The 12723-nt window shown below is 65.9% G+C and carries 14 protein-coding genes; 10 read left to right on the top strand and 4 right to left on the bottom strand.

Annotation, left to right across the window (positions count from 1 at the left end; genetic code table 11):
• Positions 1-45: 45 nt before the first annotated feature.
• From rplM to mdtD, 6 genes are all read left to right on the top strand, one after another.
• The gene (gene rplM, locus ACT531_RS11645; protein WP_476017524.1) at positions 46-477 is read left to right on the top strand and encodes a 50S ribosomal protein L13; all 432 of its coding nucleotides are present in this window, start codon (positions 46-48) and stop codon (positions 475-477) included.
• A gap of 11 nt (positions 478-488) precedes the next feature.
• A complete protein-coding gene (gene rpsI, locus ACT531_RS11640; RefSeq protein ID WP_110960312.1) occupies positions 489-881 on the top strand; it encodes a 30S ribosomal protein S9 in 393 nt (130 codons plus the stop codon).
• A gap of 158 nt (positions 882-1039) precedes the next feature.
• The gene (locus ACT531_RS11635; protein ID WP_476017523.1) at positions 1040-1750 is read left to right on the top strand and encodes a DUF6776 family protein; all 711 of its coding nucleotides are present in this window, start codon (positions 1040-1042) and stop codon (positions 1748-1750) included.
• 154 nt (positions 1751-1904) lie between these two features.
• Positions 1905-2303: a bactofilin family protein gene (locus tag ACT531_RS11630; RefSeq protein WP_060986949.1), complete on the top strand. Its 399-nt coding sequence runs from the start codon at positions 1905-1907 to the stop codon at positions 2301-2303.
• 60 nt (positions 2304-2363) lie between these two features.
• Positions 2364-2729 carry an iron-sulfur cluster insertion protein ErpA gene (gene erpA / locus ACT531_RS11625; RefSeq protein ID WP_008907234.1) on the top strand — a complete coding sequence of 122 codons (366 nt, stop codon included), beginning with the start codon at positions 2364-2366 and terminating at the stop codon, positions 2727-2729.
• Between the two features lie 109 nt (positions 2730-2838).
• A complete protein-coding gene (gene mdtD / locus ACT531_RS11620) occupies positions 2839-4260 on the top strand; it encodes a multidrug transporter subunit MdtD (RefSeq protein ID WP_476017522.1) in 1422 nt (473 codons plus the stop codon).
• 33 nt (positions 4261-4293) lie between these two features.
• On the opposite strand, the gene ACT531_RS11615 is transcribed toward mdtD, so the two are convergent.
• Positions 4294-5403, bottom strand: coding sequence for an anhydro-N-acetylmuramic acid kinase (locus tag ACT531_RS11615; RefSeq protein ID WP_476017521.1), 1110 nt, complete (start codon positions 5401-5403; stop codon positions 4294-4296).
• 37 nt (positions 5404-5440) lie between these two features.
• On the bottom strand, positions 5441-6811 hold the full coding sequence (locus ACT531_RS11610; RefSeq protein WP_015015714.1) for a M23 family metallopeptidase: 1371 nt from the start codon (positions 6809-6811) through the stop codon (positions 5441-5443).
• Between the two features lie 204 nt (positions 6812-7015).
• On the opposite strand from ACT531_RS11610, the gene tyrS reads away from it, so the two are divergent.
• Complete coding sequence (gene tyrS / locus ACT531_RS11605) at positions 7016-8248, top strand: tyrosine--tRNA ligase (protein ID WP_110960309.1); 1233 nt, start codon at positions 7016-7018, stop codon at positions 8246-8248.
• A gap of 91 nt (positions 8249-8339) precedes the next feature.
• Here tyrS and ACT531_RS11600 read toward each other — a convergent pair whose 3' ends face one another.
• Positions 8340-9341 carry a LysR substrate-binding domain-containing protein gene (locus ACT531_RS11600; RefSeq protein WP_060985387.1) on the bottom strand — a complete coding sequence of 334 codons (1002 nt, stop codon included), beginning with the start codon at positions 9339-9341 and terminating at the stop codon, positions 8340-8342.
• Positions 9342-9475: 134 nt separating this feature from the next.
• Between ACT531_RS11600 and ACT531_RS11595 the strand changes: the two genes are divergently transcribed.
• Together ACT531_RS11595 and ACT531_RS11590 are read left to right on the top strand one after the other, a co-directional pair.
• A complete protein-coding gene (locus ACT531_RS11595; protein ID WP_476017520.1) occupies positions 9476-10015 on the top strand; it encodes a DUF2917 domain-containing protein in 540 nt (179 codons plus the stop codon).
• Between the two features lie 105 nt (positions 10016-10120).
• Positions 10121-10498 carry a DUF2917 domain-containing protein gene (locus ACT531_RS11590; RefSeq protein WP_060985389.1) on the top strand — a complete coding sequence of 126 codons (378 nt, stop codon included), beginning with the start codon at positions 10121-10123 and terminating at the stop codon, positions 10496-10498.
• An 86-nt stretch (positions 10499-10584) separates the two neighbouring features.
• Here ACT531_RS11590 and ACT531_RS11585 read toward each other — a convergent pair whose 3' ends face one another.
• Positions 10585-11211 carry a TetR/AcrR family transcriptional regulator gene (locus tag ACT531_RS11585; RefSeq protein WP_476017519.1) on the bottom strand — a complete coding sequence of 209 codons (627 nt, stop codon included), beginning with the start codon at positions 11209-11211 and terminating at the stop codon, positions 10585-10587.
• Positions 11212-11369: 158 nt separating this feature from the next.
• Between ACT531_RS11585 and fabF the strand changes: the two genes are divergently transcribed.
• A complete protein-coding gene (gene fabF, locus ACT531_RS11580) occupies positions 11370-12635 on the top strand; it encodes a beta-ketoacyl-ACP synthase II (RefSeq protein WP_476017518.1) in 1266 nt (421 codons plus the stop codon).
• Positions 12636-12723 lie beyond the last annotated feature (88 nt).

Here is a 12723-nt window from a genome sequence, read left to right as displayed (position 1 = left end):
CCGTGGAAAAGGACCCGCCAAACCCCTCTTTTCAAGAGAAAACTCATGACAACTACTTTCAGCGCAAAGCCCGCTGAGGTCGTGCACGAGTGGTTTGTGATTGACGCGACCAACAAGGTCCTCGGACGAGTAGCCAGCGAAGTTGCTCTCCGTTTGCGCGGCAAACACAAGGCCATTTACACGCCTCACGTCGATACCGGTGACTTCATCGTCGTTATCAACGCAGCCCAACTCAAGGTCACCGGCACCAAGTCCCTGGACAAGGTGTACTACCGTCACTCGGGTTACCCCGGCGGTATCACGGCCACGAACTTCCGCGACATGCAAGCCAAGCACCCCGGCCGCGCGCTGGAGAAGGCTGTCAAGGGCATGCTGCCCAAGGGTCCCCTTGGCTACGCGATGATCAAGAAACTCAAGGTGTACAGTGGTGCTGAGCATCCACACACCGCCCAGCAGCCCAAAGTGCTGGAAATCTAAGGAGCCTTGAGATGATTGGTGAATGGAACAATGGCACCGGCCGTCGCAAGTCCAGCGTCGCCCGCGTGTTTCTGAAAAAAGGCTCCGGCAAGATCACTGTGAATGGCAAAGACATTCAGCAGTACTTCGGCCGCGAAACCTCGATCATGATTGCCAAGCAACCGCTGGCGTTGACCAACCATGTCGAAACCTTCGACATCCAGATCAACGTGCACGGTGGCGGTGAATCCGGCCAGGCTGGCGCTGCCCGCCACGGCATCACCCGCGCACTGATCGATTACGACGCATCCCTGAAGTCTGTCCTGAGCCAAGCCGGCTTCGTGACCCGTGATGCACGTGAAGTCGAACGTAAGAAGGTCGGTCTGCACTCCGCACGCCGCGCCAAGCAGTTCTCCAAGCGTTAAGTCTTGGGCCCTGCCGGATGCTGCCCTGCGCCGCATCCACTGCAAAGTGCTCCCTGCGAGTGTTTTACAGAGAAAAACCGCCTTCGGGCGGTTTTTTCGTTTATGGTGCGCTCTTTTCTTTTTTGGGGGGCGCCTTCCCAGGCCTGCCCGTTGAGCCTATGCGCTTTCGCCTGCTTCGCCGTCGGTTGACCATCAGCGCCCCCCGCGTGGCCATCCGCAGCGCCTTGCCCTGGCCCTTTCGCTGGCTGGCCCTGGCCGTGGTCATGGGTTTTTGCGCCGCCGTAGCGTTGTGGGCCTTCGAGTTCGGCAAGTCCATTGCCGGGATCGATACCGTGTCGCGCGATGAAGTGGTTCAGATGAGGGCAGAGATCAGCCGCCTGCGCGAAGAGGGTCAGGAGCGCCAGACGGTGGCTTTGACTGCCGAAAGTTTGCTGGCTACCGAACGCGCTGCCAAGGAGAGCCTGATGGCCCAGGTGCGCCAGCTCGAAGCCGACAATCGCACGCTGCGCGAGGACCTGGGCTTCTTCGAAAAGCTGATCCCTGCCGCCAAGACCGATGGGCTGGCCATTCGCGCGCTGCAGGCGGAGGTGCTGGGTGGGATGCAGCTGCGCTGGCAAGTGCTGGTCATCCAGGCGGCCCGCAATGCACCCGAGTTCAACGGGCGCCTGGAACTGGTGCTGGCGGGCACGCTGGACGGCAAACCGTGGACACAGACCCAGCCCCCCCAGGGCCAGCCGCTGCAGGTCAAGCAGTACCGCCGCCTCGAGGGGGGGCTCGATCTGCCCCCCCAAGCCGTGGTAAAAACCGTGACCGCGCGCGTGCTGGAGGGCGCTACCGTACGCACCAGCCAGACCGTGGCCGTCGAATAGTGCGGGTGGACTGTGGATGCGCTGATCTGGTTTCGATGCCCTCGCCGAGGCAACCCACGCAGTAGCCGCTGCCCACGACCTGCCGATTTGTTGGCACGTTTTCCATTCGCAAGCGGGCTTTTGTACCGCCTGCTCCTTCAGGAGTCTTCCGACCATGTTCTCGCGCAAAAAGCAGCCACCTATCAAAAGCCTGGTGGCACAGGGCACCAAGATCGAAGGCAATGTGCATTTTGCCGAGGGCATGCGCATTGATGGCGATGTGGTCGGCGATATCCGGGCGGCGGCGGACCAGCCCAGCATCCTGGTGATCTCCGAAACCGCGCGGGTCGAGGGCGCGGTGCATGCCGACCACGTGATCATCAACGGCCAGGTGCTGGGCCCCGTGCATGCGGGCGAACTGCTGGAGCTGCAGCCCAAGGCGCAGATCACCGGCAATGTGCATTACAAGGCGCTGGAGATGCACCAGGGGGCCGTGATCGCGGGGCAACTGATCCCCACGGCGGTGCTGGTGGAGGAAAAGCCCCCACTGAAGTTAGCGTCAAACAGCCAGTGATCTGAATTCCCGAGAGGTTTGCAGTAGTATTCCCTGCAAACCCTGAACCCGGAGTACCCCATGAGCGCAGTTGCCGAAAACATCCAGACCGAAATGCCCGCCCCCATTCTGTTCACCGACAGCGCGGCGGCCAAGGTGGCGGACCTGATTGCCGAAGAAGGCAACCCCGACCTGAAGCTGCGGGTGTTTGTGCAAGGCGGCGGCTGCTCCGGCTTCCAGTACGGTTTCACTTTTGATGAAATCACCAACGAAGACGACACCACCATGACCAAGAACGGTGTGTCGCTGCTCATCGACGCCATGAGCTACCAGTACCTCGTGGGCGCCGAGATCGACTACAAGGAAGACCTGCAAGGCGCGCAGTTCGTGATCAAGAACCCCAACGCCACGACCACCTGCGGCTGCGGCTCCAGCTTCTCGGCCTGAGGATCGTCGTGCCAGGCAAAGACCTGAACCCCCGCCGCTGACTGAATGAACCGCCTTCGGGCGGTTTTTTCATGGGGGCGTTTGTTTCGTTTGGAAAGCTCTGCAACCCATGCATCAGGAACCCTCCCAGAAAGTGCTGCTTTGGCTGGTGGCCGTCGGCTTTTTCATGCAGACGCTGGACGCCACCATCGTCAATACCGCGCTGCCCGCCATGGCGCAGAGCCTGGGCGAGAGTCCGCTGCGCATGCAGTCGGTGGTTGTGGCGTATTCGCTGGCCATGGCGATGCTGATTCCGGCGTCGGGTTGGGTGGCCGACCGGTTTGGTGCGCGCCGGGTGTACTTTCTGGCCATCGTGTTTTTTGTGGCGGGCTCGGTCTTTTGTGCGCTGTCGCACAGCCTGACCCAGTTGGTGGCCGCCCGGGTGCTCCAGGGGCTCGGGGGCGCTCTGCTGCTGCCCGTGGGACGGCTGGTGGTGCTGCGCACGTTCCCGCGCGAGAAGTTTTTGCAGGCCATGAGTTTTGTGGCGATCCCCGGGCTGATCGGTCCGCTGATCGGACCGACCCTGGGAGGCTGGCTGGTCGAGGTGGCTTCCTGGCACTGGATCTTTCTGATCAACGTGCCGGTGGGGCTGGTGGGCTGTGCCGCCACCATGCGCTACATGCCCGGGGTGGCTGCGCCGACGGTGGCACGGTTTGACCTGGCGGGCTATCTGATGCTCGCCTTTGGCATGGTGGCGCTGTCGCTGGCGCTGGACGGTCTGGCCAGCCTGGGGCTGCGGCAGGCGAGTGTGCTGGTGCTCATGATCTTCGGTCTGGCGAGCCTGGTGGCCTATTGGCTGCACGCGGCGCGGCGGCCTGACCCGCTGTTTTCGCCCCGGCTGTTTTCGGTGGACACCTTGCGCATCGGGCTGCTGGGCAATCTGTTTGCGCGGCTGGGCAGCTCGTGCATGCCGTTCCTGATTCCGTTGCTGCTGCAGGTCACCATGGGCTATTCGCCGCTGCAGGCGGGCATGATGATGCTACCCGTGGCGGTGGCGGGCATGTCGATGAAGCGGTTCACCACCACGCTGATCGCCCACTTTGGCTACCGCCAGGTGCTGGTGGGCAACACGCTGCTGGTGGGGGTGACCATGGCCAGCTTCGGGCTGGCGGCACCCTCGCAGCCGCTGTGGGTGCATGTGGTGCAGCTGGCGGTGTTTGGTGCGGTGAACTCGCTGCAGTTCACGGCCATGAACACGGTGACCCTCAAGGACCTGGGGCACGACATGGCCAGCAGCGGCAACAGCCTGCTGTCCATGGTGCAAATGGTGGCCATGGGGATGGGGGTGGCTGCGGCGGGGGCGGTGCTGGCGGCGTTCACCGATTTCTTCCAGCCTCCGGGCACAGCGCAGACACTGCAAGCCTTTCAGGCCACGTTTGCCTGCATGGGGCTGATCACGGTGGCTTCAGCCGGTATCTTCTGGCAACTGTCGCCGCAAGACCGGTCCGGCACCCAGGCGGGGGCATCAGTCGATGCCGGGGACCACGGTTGATCGCCCTGCCCAGGACTGTGTAGACCGGGCGTTTCAGGCCGGGTACACCGCGCCCAGCACGCGAGGGCCCACGGCGCCCGTCACGCTGGGGAGGTTGCCCGGTGCTCCGTTCAGCGCCTGGCGCGCCAGCCAGGCAAACGCGGCGGCCTCCACCTGCAGGGCGGGCAGGCCCAGCGCATCGGTGGCCACCACCCGCAGGGGCGGGCAGGCGGCCTGCAGCCGCTGCATGAGCTGGCCATTGAGCGCGCCACCACCGCATACGGCCAGGGTTTTGCTATTGTTTGGATAGCTATTGGCGCATATGGCACTAGCGCTTGCGGTGAATTCGGTCAATGTCGCCTGTACATCGGCCGCAGTGGCCTGCGCAAAGGGCTGCAGGTGTGCGGCCAGCCAGGCGGGGTTGAACAGGTCGCGCCCTGTGCTCTTGGGGGGCGCCTTGTGCAAATAGGGCTCCTGCAGCAACGCGGCCAGCAGGCCCGGCAGCACCTGTCCGGTGGCGGCCCAGGCGCCGTCCTTGTCAAACGGCTGGCCCGTGTGCTGCTGGCACCAGTGGTCCATCAGGGCGTTGCCCGGGCCGCAGTCGAAGCCCAGCACACTGCCATCTGCCCCCAGCACGCTGAGGTTGGAGATGCCGCCAATGTTCAGCACCAGCACCGTCTCGTCCGGCCGGCCGAACACGCCCTGGTGGAAGGCGGGCACCAGCGGCGCACCTTGGCCGCCTGCGGCCACGTCGCGGCTGCGCAGGTCGGCTACTACGGTGATGCCTGTCAGCTCGGCTAGCAGGGCGGGGCTGCCCAGCTGCAGGGTGTAGCCTGTGCCGTCAAATTCCTGGGGGCGGTGTCGCACCGTCTGCCCGTGGGCGCCTATCGCTCGGATGGCGCTTGCCGGGTGGCCGCTGCGCTGCAGCAGGGTGTGCACCACCTCGGCGTAGGCCCGGGATAGCGCGTTGCCTGCGAGCGCTGCGCGGTGCAGCTCGTTGTCGCCGGGGGTGTTGAGGGCCAGTAGCTCGGCGCGCAGTGCGGGGGCAAAGGCGGCGCTGGCGTGGTGCGTGACCCGCAGGCGCGGGCCCGAGAAATCGGCCAGCACCCCATCGATCCCGTCGAGCGAGGTGCCCGACATCAGGCCAATGTACAGATCGGACATGGCCTGACGGGTGGGGTGCGTCGTTGGTACGCCGGGATCAGTCTGCGCTGGCCTGCTCAATGAGCGCGGCCGCGTTCAGTTGAACGCGCATGTTGGCAGCTAGGCGGTCAAACGCAGGGCGCGCGGCTGCAGACACCGGTGCGGCGGCTTCGCTCTGGGCGACGATGGTCATCGGGTCCTGGTGCACGCCATTGACGCGGAACTCGAAGTGCAGGTGCGGGCCGGTGGCCCAGCCGGTGGCGCCCACGGCGCCCAGCGTCTGGCCTTGCTCGACCGACTGACCCTGGCGCACGTCAATGCGGCTCAGGTGGGCATACACGGTGACGTGCTGGTTGCGGTGCTTGACGAACACCACGTTGCCGTAGCCGTTCTGCACACCCGCAAACTCCACCACGCCATCACCCACGGTGCGCACGGCGGTGCCTGTGGGGGCTGCAAAGTCGGTGCCCAGGTGGGCGCGCCAGGTTTGCAGGATGGGGTGCAGGCGCATCTTGAAGCCGCTGGTCACGCGCGAGAACTCGACGGGCGAGGTCAGGTAGGCGCGGCGCATGCTTTCACCGTCCAGCGTGTAGTAGGCGCCCTTGGCGGCGTTGGGCTCCTGGAACCAGATGGCCTGGTGGGTCTTGCCGTTGTTGACGAACTCGGCGCTCAGCACGCGGCCGCTGGACAGAGGCTCGCCGTCGGCTTCCAGGGTTTCGTACACCACCGAGAAGCGGTCGCCCTTGCGCAGCGAGCGGCGGAAGTCGATGTTGCCCGAGAACAGTTCGGCCACCTGCACGGCCACGGCATCGGGGATGTTCGACGCGTCGGTGGCGGCAAACAGCGAACTGTGGATGATGCCGCCCGCCAGACGGCTGTTGGTCGTCATCTTGGCGGTTTCGATGCGGGTCGCAAACTTGTTGTCGCCCGTGCGTTCGACGATCAGGCGGCGGAAGTTGCCGCTGTCGTCCGGCACCCAGCGCACCGTCAGACGAATCAGGCGGTGGTCGTCGGTGGTTTCTGCCGACACGATGCGGCCGGTGCGGCCCAGCACGTTTTGGCGCACTGGCGTGTCGCTGCGCATGAAGGCGGCGGCGGCCGGGTCGGCCACGCCCATGCGCTGCAGCAGCGACTCGGGGGTGTCACTGCTGCGCACCTGTTCGGAGCGGAACAGCGAAAAGCTGGGAGCATCTAGTTGGCCCAGCACCATGTTCTCAGCCAGCGACTCGACCGGGTAGTTCACCATGCGCACCGGCAGCTCGGCCGGATCGGGTGCAAAGGAGGCCACGGCGAATGCGCCGCCGCCACCCGTCAGCAGGATGGCTGCGACGGCGGCGGTGATGCGTTTGGGATGTTGCTGGATTGTGCGGGACAGCCGGTCAAGCAAAGCGATGCTGGCGGTGCGGACCGTAGTGAGGCCGTGAATCAAAGGTCTATCCCCAGGGTGATTGCGGATCCGTGGCACACCCCCGGTGCGTATGCGGGGCGGGGCCAGGAGCACAGACTGTCAGGCTGCAGCCATTCGACAGGTTGATGAAAAACAGGTCGAAACGGCGGTCCCACTAGAATCCGCCTCTGCAATGTGGGCTGAAGTATAGCGGTGCATGCTGTCTAGACATCCCAAAAAACCCTTATGAATCAATCTGCTGTTACAACAACCCCGGTCTCTGATGGTGTAAGACAAGCCCTCGAAATCTCGCTGCGCGGTGTGCAAGAGCTGCTGCCACAGGACGAATGGGTCAAGAAGCTGACGCGCTCGGAGGCCACCGGCCAGCCGCTGCGCATCAAGCTGGGCCTGGACCCCACGGCCCCCGACATCCACATCGGCCACACGGTGGTGCTGAACAAGATGCGGCAATTGCAAGATCTGGGCCACCAGGTCATCTTCTTGATCGGCGACTTCACCAGCCTGATTGGCGACCCCTCGGGCCGCAACAGCACCCGCCCGCCGCTCACGCCCGAGCAGATCAAGGTGAACGCCGAGACTTACTACAAGCAGGCCAGCATGGTGCTGGACCCGGCCAAGACCGAGATCCGCTACAACAGCGAGTGGAGCGAGCCCCTGGGTGCGAGCGGCATGATCCAGCTGGCCTCCCGCTACACCGTGGCCCGGATGATGGAGCGCGACGACTTCCACAAGCGCTTCACCACCGGCCAGTCCATCGCGGTGCATGAGTTCTTGTACCCGCTGATGCAGGGCTACGACTCGGTGGCTTTGAAGAGCGACCTGGAACTGGGCGGCACGGACCAGAAGTTCAACCTGCTCATGGGCCGCCACCTGCAGCAGGAATACGGCCAGGAGCCGCAGTGTGTGCTCACCATGCCGCTGCTGGTGGGCCTGGACGGCGTGGACAAGATGTCCAAGTCCAAGAACAACTACATCGGCATCGCCGAAGACGCCAACACCATGTTTGCCAAGGTGCTGTCGATCAGCGACACCCTGATGTGGGACTGGTTCACCCTGCTGTCGTTCAAGAGCCTGGCCGAGATCGCCGCGCTCAAGGCCGAGGTGGAGGGCGGGCGCAACCCCAAGGACGCCAAGGTGATGCTGGCCAAGGAGATCACCACGCGCTTCCACAGCGCTGCCGCCGCCGACGCGGCGGAGCAGGACTTCATCAACCGCAGCAAGGGCGGCGTGCCCGATGAGATCCCTGAGGTGAGCCTGTCGGGCGCGCCGCTGGGCATTGGTGCGCTGCTCAAGCAGGCCAACCTGGCCCCCTCGACCAGCGAGGCCAACCGCCTGATCGACGGCGGCGGTGTGCGCGTGGAAGGCAGCGTGGTCAGCGACAAGGGCCTGAAGCTCGCCGCCGGCACCTACGTGGTGCAGGTGGGCAAGCGCAAGTTTGCACGGGTAACGTTGGCCTGATTTGGGGTTAAAACAGCTGCAAGCGCTAGAGGAATATGCGCTGGCGGCTATCAAAATGAAAGCGCTGAGGCTGTACGGCTCAGCGCTTTTTTCATGACCCGTCCAGGTTGTCGTTCAAATCTGGGTCGGGCACATCGCCAATCGCCTGGCGGGTGGCTTCGGCCTGCACCTGCAGCCAGGCGCAGAAGGCCTTGATCTCTGGCCGCTGCGCGCTGCGCGGCCCGACCATAAGCCAGTAGGCCAGGGGCGAGTCGATGCGGTGACCGGGCAGCACCTCTACCAGGTCGCCTGCGGCCAGCGCATCGGCAATCAGCGGCATGCGCGCCAGCGCCAGGCCCTGGCCGGCCAGGGCGGCCTGAACGATCTGGTGGGCGTAGTTGAAGTACAGCCAGCGCTGGGGCTGCAGCTTGGTCAGGTCGCGGGTGTCGAACCAGCGGCGCCAGCTCAGGTATTCCAGGTAGTGGGTGCGGTGGGCGTCGCCCGCCTCGATCAGGGTGAACTGCGCCACATCGGCGGGGGTGCGCAGCGGCTTGCCGCTTTTGAGCAGCCAGGGGCTGGCCACCACGGCCAGTTGCTCGCCAAACAGGCGGATGCCGCCCTGGGTGGCCCCTGCGGGCATGGCATAGCGCAAGGCCAGGTCCACGTCCGACGTTTCGAGGTCCACCTGCACGTCGCTCGCATCAATGCGGATGTCGATGCCCGGGTTGTCGCGTTGGAACTCCTCCATGCGCGGGATCAGCCACATCGATGCAAAACTGGCCCAGGTGGTGATGGCCACGCTGCGTCGCCCGGCCGTCTGGCGCACCAGGCGCACGGCGGCGTCCATGCGCTCCAGTGCCGGGCCCACGGCGCGCTGCAGTTGCGCGCCCGCGCTGGTCAGCTCCACCGCGCGTGTGTGGCGCAGGAACAGGGGCACGCCCACTTCTTCTTCCAGCGCCTGGATCTGGCGGCTCACGGCCGACTGGGTAAGGGCCAGCTCGTCGGCCGCCGCGCGGAAGTTGAGGTGCTTGGCCACGGCCAGGAAGGCGCGCCAGTGCCCTGTGGCCACGGGCCGGGTGCGCAAGACGGCGGGGGAGTATTCGGCAGAGGTCATGGCGGCATTCCTGCAAAGGATGATTCATGCGTCGATGGAATGAATAGCGTACCGCGTTTTCATTGGACTGTGTACGGTGCAAGGCGCACCATTCAGGCTCCTCAACACGTTTTGCTGAAGCCAAGGAGCCTGTCATGTCCGCCCGCAACGTTCTGGAATCGCAACAATCCGTCCACGCCGCCACGGCTGGCCGTCGCGCGGCCGGTTGCTGGAAACTGGCTACAGGCCAAGCCTTGTCCTTGCGGCCCAACTCCCATGGCGTGCTGCAGATCGCCCAGGGGCAGGCGTGGGTCACCTTGCGCGGCGCATTGGCGGACCTGCCGGGCGCCGCGGTGGACCATGTGCTGCAGCCGGGCGAACAGCTGACGGTTGCGCCGGGGCAGCATGTGGTGATGGAGGCGTGGAACCACCAGGGCAGCGCGGAGGCCGTGGCCTTCCGCTGGGATGCGCTGCCAGCCTCTGCGCTGACAAGGCCCGCCAGCCAGGCCGCCCGGGACTGGGAATGTGGCGTGGTACAGCCGCTGCGCGACTTGGGACAGGCGCTGGTGCAGGGTGGGCGTGCGCTGGGCACGGCGCTGGCCGGTGTGGCGGGCGCTGGGGGCCGGTTTGCCGCTGGCCTGGCCCGGTTTGCTCTGCTTCGGATAGCAGCACCGCTACAGCGCAGAACCGTTTGAGCGGCTCATGCAGGAAAAGCATCAATCGGTGCCGTGCTTTTCATTGGACGTTGTTCTGCAACCGGCGCACCATACGGTCATATTAGGGTTAACCCGGAGAAAGCCATGACAACCTCTCACGCTTTGCATCTGTTTGCATCTTCCCGCGCCACGGGCGCTGCCGCCGGTGAGGCGGGGCAGGTGGCCGCAGGCGCCGCCGTCACCCTGGCCCCCAAGGCCGCGATGACCCTGCGCATTGCCGAAGGCCAGGCCTGGGTCACGCTGGGCCAGGGTCTTGGCGACGGCAGCGACATGTTCCTGTGCGCAGGTCAGTCGCTGCCCGTGGCGGCCGGCCAGTCGGTGGTGGTCGAACCCCTGAACGGCCGCCGCCTGCAGTACCGCTGGGTGCGCGGCGATGCCGCCGATGCTCGCCCTGCCGCCTGGTGGCGCCGTGCGTCGGTGGGCAATGGGGCGCCTGCTTGGGGCGACGCCTGCTGCGCCTGATCTGATTCCAGGGGCGCCTTGCCCCCGGTGATGTGACTCTCGAAGGGCTGCCGGTGCTTGTTGAACAGGCGCTGGCAGTCCTTTTTTTATCGGTCCGAAGGGCTGGGGGTGTCGTCTTCCAGCCAGTCCGTCAGCTGCGTCTGCAGCGTCACCATCAGCTCGTTCGACAACGCAGGCTGGGCCGCTGCGGTGGCGCGCGCCAGCACCATCCCGCCGACCATGGTGGCCAGCACATGGATGGCGCGGGCGCGGTCTTGGGGCGATGGGGCGGCGCTGCCGCTCGCATCGGCAGTGCTGTCGGCCAGCAACTGGGTAAACCGCTGGATGTTGCGCTCGATACCCTGGGCAAACACTTCGGACACCCCCCCGCCCGCCCGCGCGGCGTCCACCGCCAGCGCGGCCACGGGGCAGCCCGAGCCCGGCGCGTCGCGGTGTTCGTGTGAGAGGTAGCGCCGGACGCGGTCACTCACCGTGGCGTGGGGCCGCTCGCCGTCCAGCACGGGGATGGACCAGTCGAACGCCTTGGTGCACGCCTCCTGCACCAGCGCTTCTTTGGAGGCGAAATGCCGGTACAGCCCGCCATGCGTGAGCCCGGCATCGCGCGTGATGTCGGCCACGCCCACACCGGTCAGCCCCCGCTCGCGGTACAGACGGGCTGCTGCGTCCAGGATGCCCTGCCGGTTCTCTGCGACCTGTGCTTTGGAAACCTTCATGGAAGCCTCTTATTGATTAGAGTCGTACGCAAAAATGGGTTTGCGGTTTATGATGATGGTTGCAATCATAAAGGGGCAGAACCGCTGCGCCCAACTGTCTGACGAGGTGAATCCATGCAAAGAGCAAGTGGTGTGTGTAGCAACAAGGGAGTGGCCTGATGCGCCGCGTGGTGGTCACGGGCATGGGCCTGGTGTCGCCGCTGGGCTGCGGTGTAGAGCTGGCCTGGCAGCGCCTGCTGGCCGGGCGCTCCGGCCTGTCGCGCCTGCCGGACGCGGTGACCGAGGGCATTGCTGCCAAGGTCGCGGGGCAGGTGCCCGACGTGGCGCAAGACCCCGAGGGCGGCTGGGATGTGGACGCCATCGTCTCGTCCAAGGACCAGCGCAAGATGGACCGCTTCATCCCCTTTGCCCTGGGCGCTGCGCAACAGGCGCTGGCCCAGGCAGGCTGGCCGCCAGCCGACGAGCGGGCACGCGAGCGCACCGCCACGGTCATCGCCTCGGGCATCGGCGGCTTTGGCGCGATTGCCGAGGCCGTGCGCACCACGGACACGCGCGGGCCGCAGCGCCTGTCGCCGTTCACGGTGCCGTCGTTCCTGGTCAACCTGGCGGCGGGGCAGGTGTCCATCCGCCACGGGCTCAAGGGGCCGCTGGGCGCACCGGTCACCGCGTGCGCCGCCAGCGTGCAGGCGATTGGCGACGCCGTGCGCCTGATCCGCAGCGGCGAGGCCGATGTGGCCGTGTGCGGGGGCAGCGAGGCCGCCATCGACCGCGTGAGCCTGGGCGGCTTTGCAGCGGCCAAGGCATTGGGCACAGCGTTCAATGACACACCCGAGCAGGCCTCACGCCCGTTCGATGCGCAGCGCGACGGCTTTGTGATGGGCGAAGGCGCTGGCATGCTGGTGATCGAGGCGCTGGACCACGCGCTGGCGCGCGGCGCCACGCCGCTGGCCGAGCTGGTGGGCTACGGCACGTCGGCCGACGCGTACCACATCACCTCCGGCCCCGAAGACGGTGACGGCGCCGCGCGCAGCATGCAGGCCGCGCTGGCGCAGGCGGGCCTCACGGCTCAGGACGTGCAGCATCTGAACGCGCACGCCACCTCCACCGGCGTGGGCGACCGGGGCGAGCTGGCCGCCATCCGGCGGGTGTTTGGTGCGAACGCGCCGGTGGCCATCAGCTCCACCAAGTCGGCCACCGGGCACCTGCTGGGCGCAGCAGGCGCGGTGGCCGCCATCTTCACGACGCTGGCGCTGCGCGACCAGGTGGTGCCCGGCACGCTGAACCTGCACCAGCCCGATGCGTTGGCCGAGGGGCTGGACCTGGTGGCGCTGCGGCCCCGGCCCATGGCCCTGACGCATGCCATGCTCAACGGCTTTGGGTTTGGCGGCGTCAACGCTACGCTGATCCTGCGGCGCTGGACCTAGGAATGGTTTAGAGCGGCTAACAAAACTCTTCTGGCGTCGTTGCTGTGTCTTGTCGTACTGCTCGTACTGCCTGCGACACAGCGCCTGG

The sequence above is a fragment of the Acidovorax sp. DMC1 genome, assembly GCF_056314325.1.
Note: the sequence above shows the minus strand (reverse complement) of the source record. Positions and strands in the feature narration are given on the sequence as shown.

Bases quoted from the DNA above. Each gene is read 5' to 3' on its own strand.
- ACT531_RS11590 (WP_060985389.1), top strand. From the start codon at position 10,121: ATGACAACCTCTCACGCTTTGCATCTGTTTGCATCTTCCCGCGCCACG.
- fabF (WP_476017518.1), top strand. From the start codon at position 11,370: ATGCGCCGCGTGGTGGTCACGGGCATGGGCCTGGTGTCGCCGCTGGGC.
- ACT531_RS11600 (WP_060985387.1), bottom strand. From the start codon at position 9,341: ATGACCTCTGCCGAATACTCCCCCGCCGTCTTGCGCACCCGGCCCGTG.
- mdtD (WP_476017522.1), top strand. From the start codon at position 2,839: ATGCATCAGGAACCCTCCCAGAAAGTGCTGCTTTGGCTGGTGGCCGTC.
- erpA (WP_008907234.1), top strand. From the start codon at position 2,364: ATGAGCGCAGTTGCCGAAAACATCCAGACCGAAATGCCCGCCCCCATT.
- tyrS (WP_110960309.1), top strand. From the start codon at position 7,016: ATGAATCAATCTGCTGTTACAACAACCCCGGTCTCTGATGGTGTAAGA.
- ACT531_RS11595 (WP_476017520.1), top strand. From the start codon at position 9,476: ATGTCCGCCCGCAACGTTCTGGAATCGCAACAATCCGTCCACGCCGCC.
- rplM (WP_476017524.1), top strand. From the start codon at position 46: ATGACAACTACTTTCAGCGCAAAGCCCGCTGAGGTCGTGCACGAGTGG.
- rpsI (WP_110960312.1), top strand. From the start codon at position 489: ATGATTGGTGAATGGAACAATGGCACCGGCCGTCGCAAGTCCAGCGTC.
- ACT531_RS11615 (WP_476017521.1), bottom strand. From the start codon at position 5,403: ATGTCCGATCTGTACATTGGCCTGATGTCGGGCACCTCGCTCGACGGG.
- ACT531_RS11635 (WP_476017523.1), top strand. From the start codon at position 1,040: ATGCGCTTTCGCCTGCTTCGCCGTCGGTTGACCATCAGCGCCCCCCGC.
- ACT531_RS11585 (WP_476017519.1), bottom strand. From the start codon at position 11,211: ATGAAGGTTTCCAAAGCACAGGTCGCAGAGAACCGGCAGGGCATCCTG.
- ACT531_RS11630 (WP_060986949.1), top strand. From the start codon at position 1,905: ATGTTCTCGCGCAAAAAGCAGCCACCTATCAAAAGCCTGGTGGCACAG.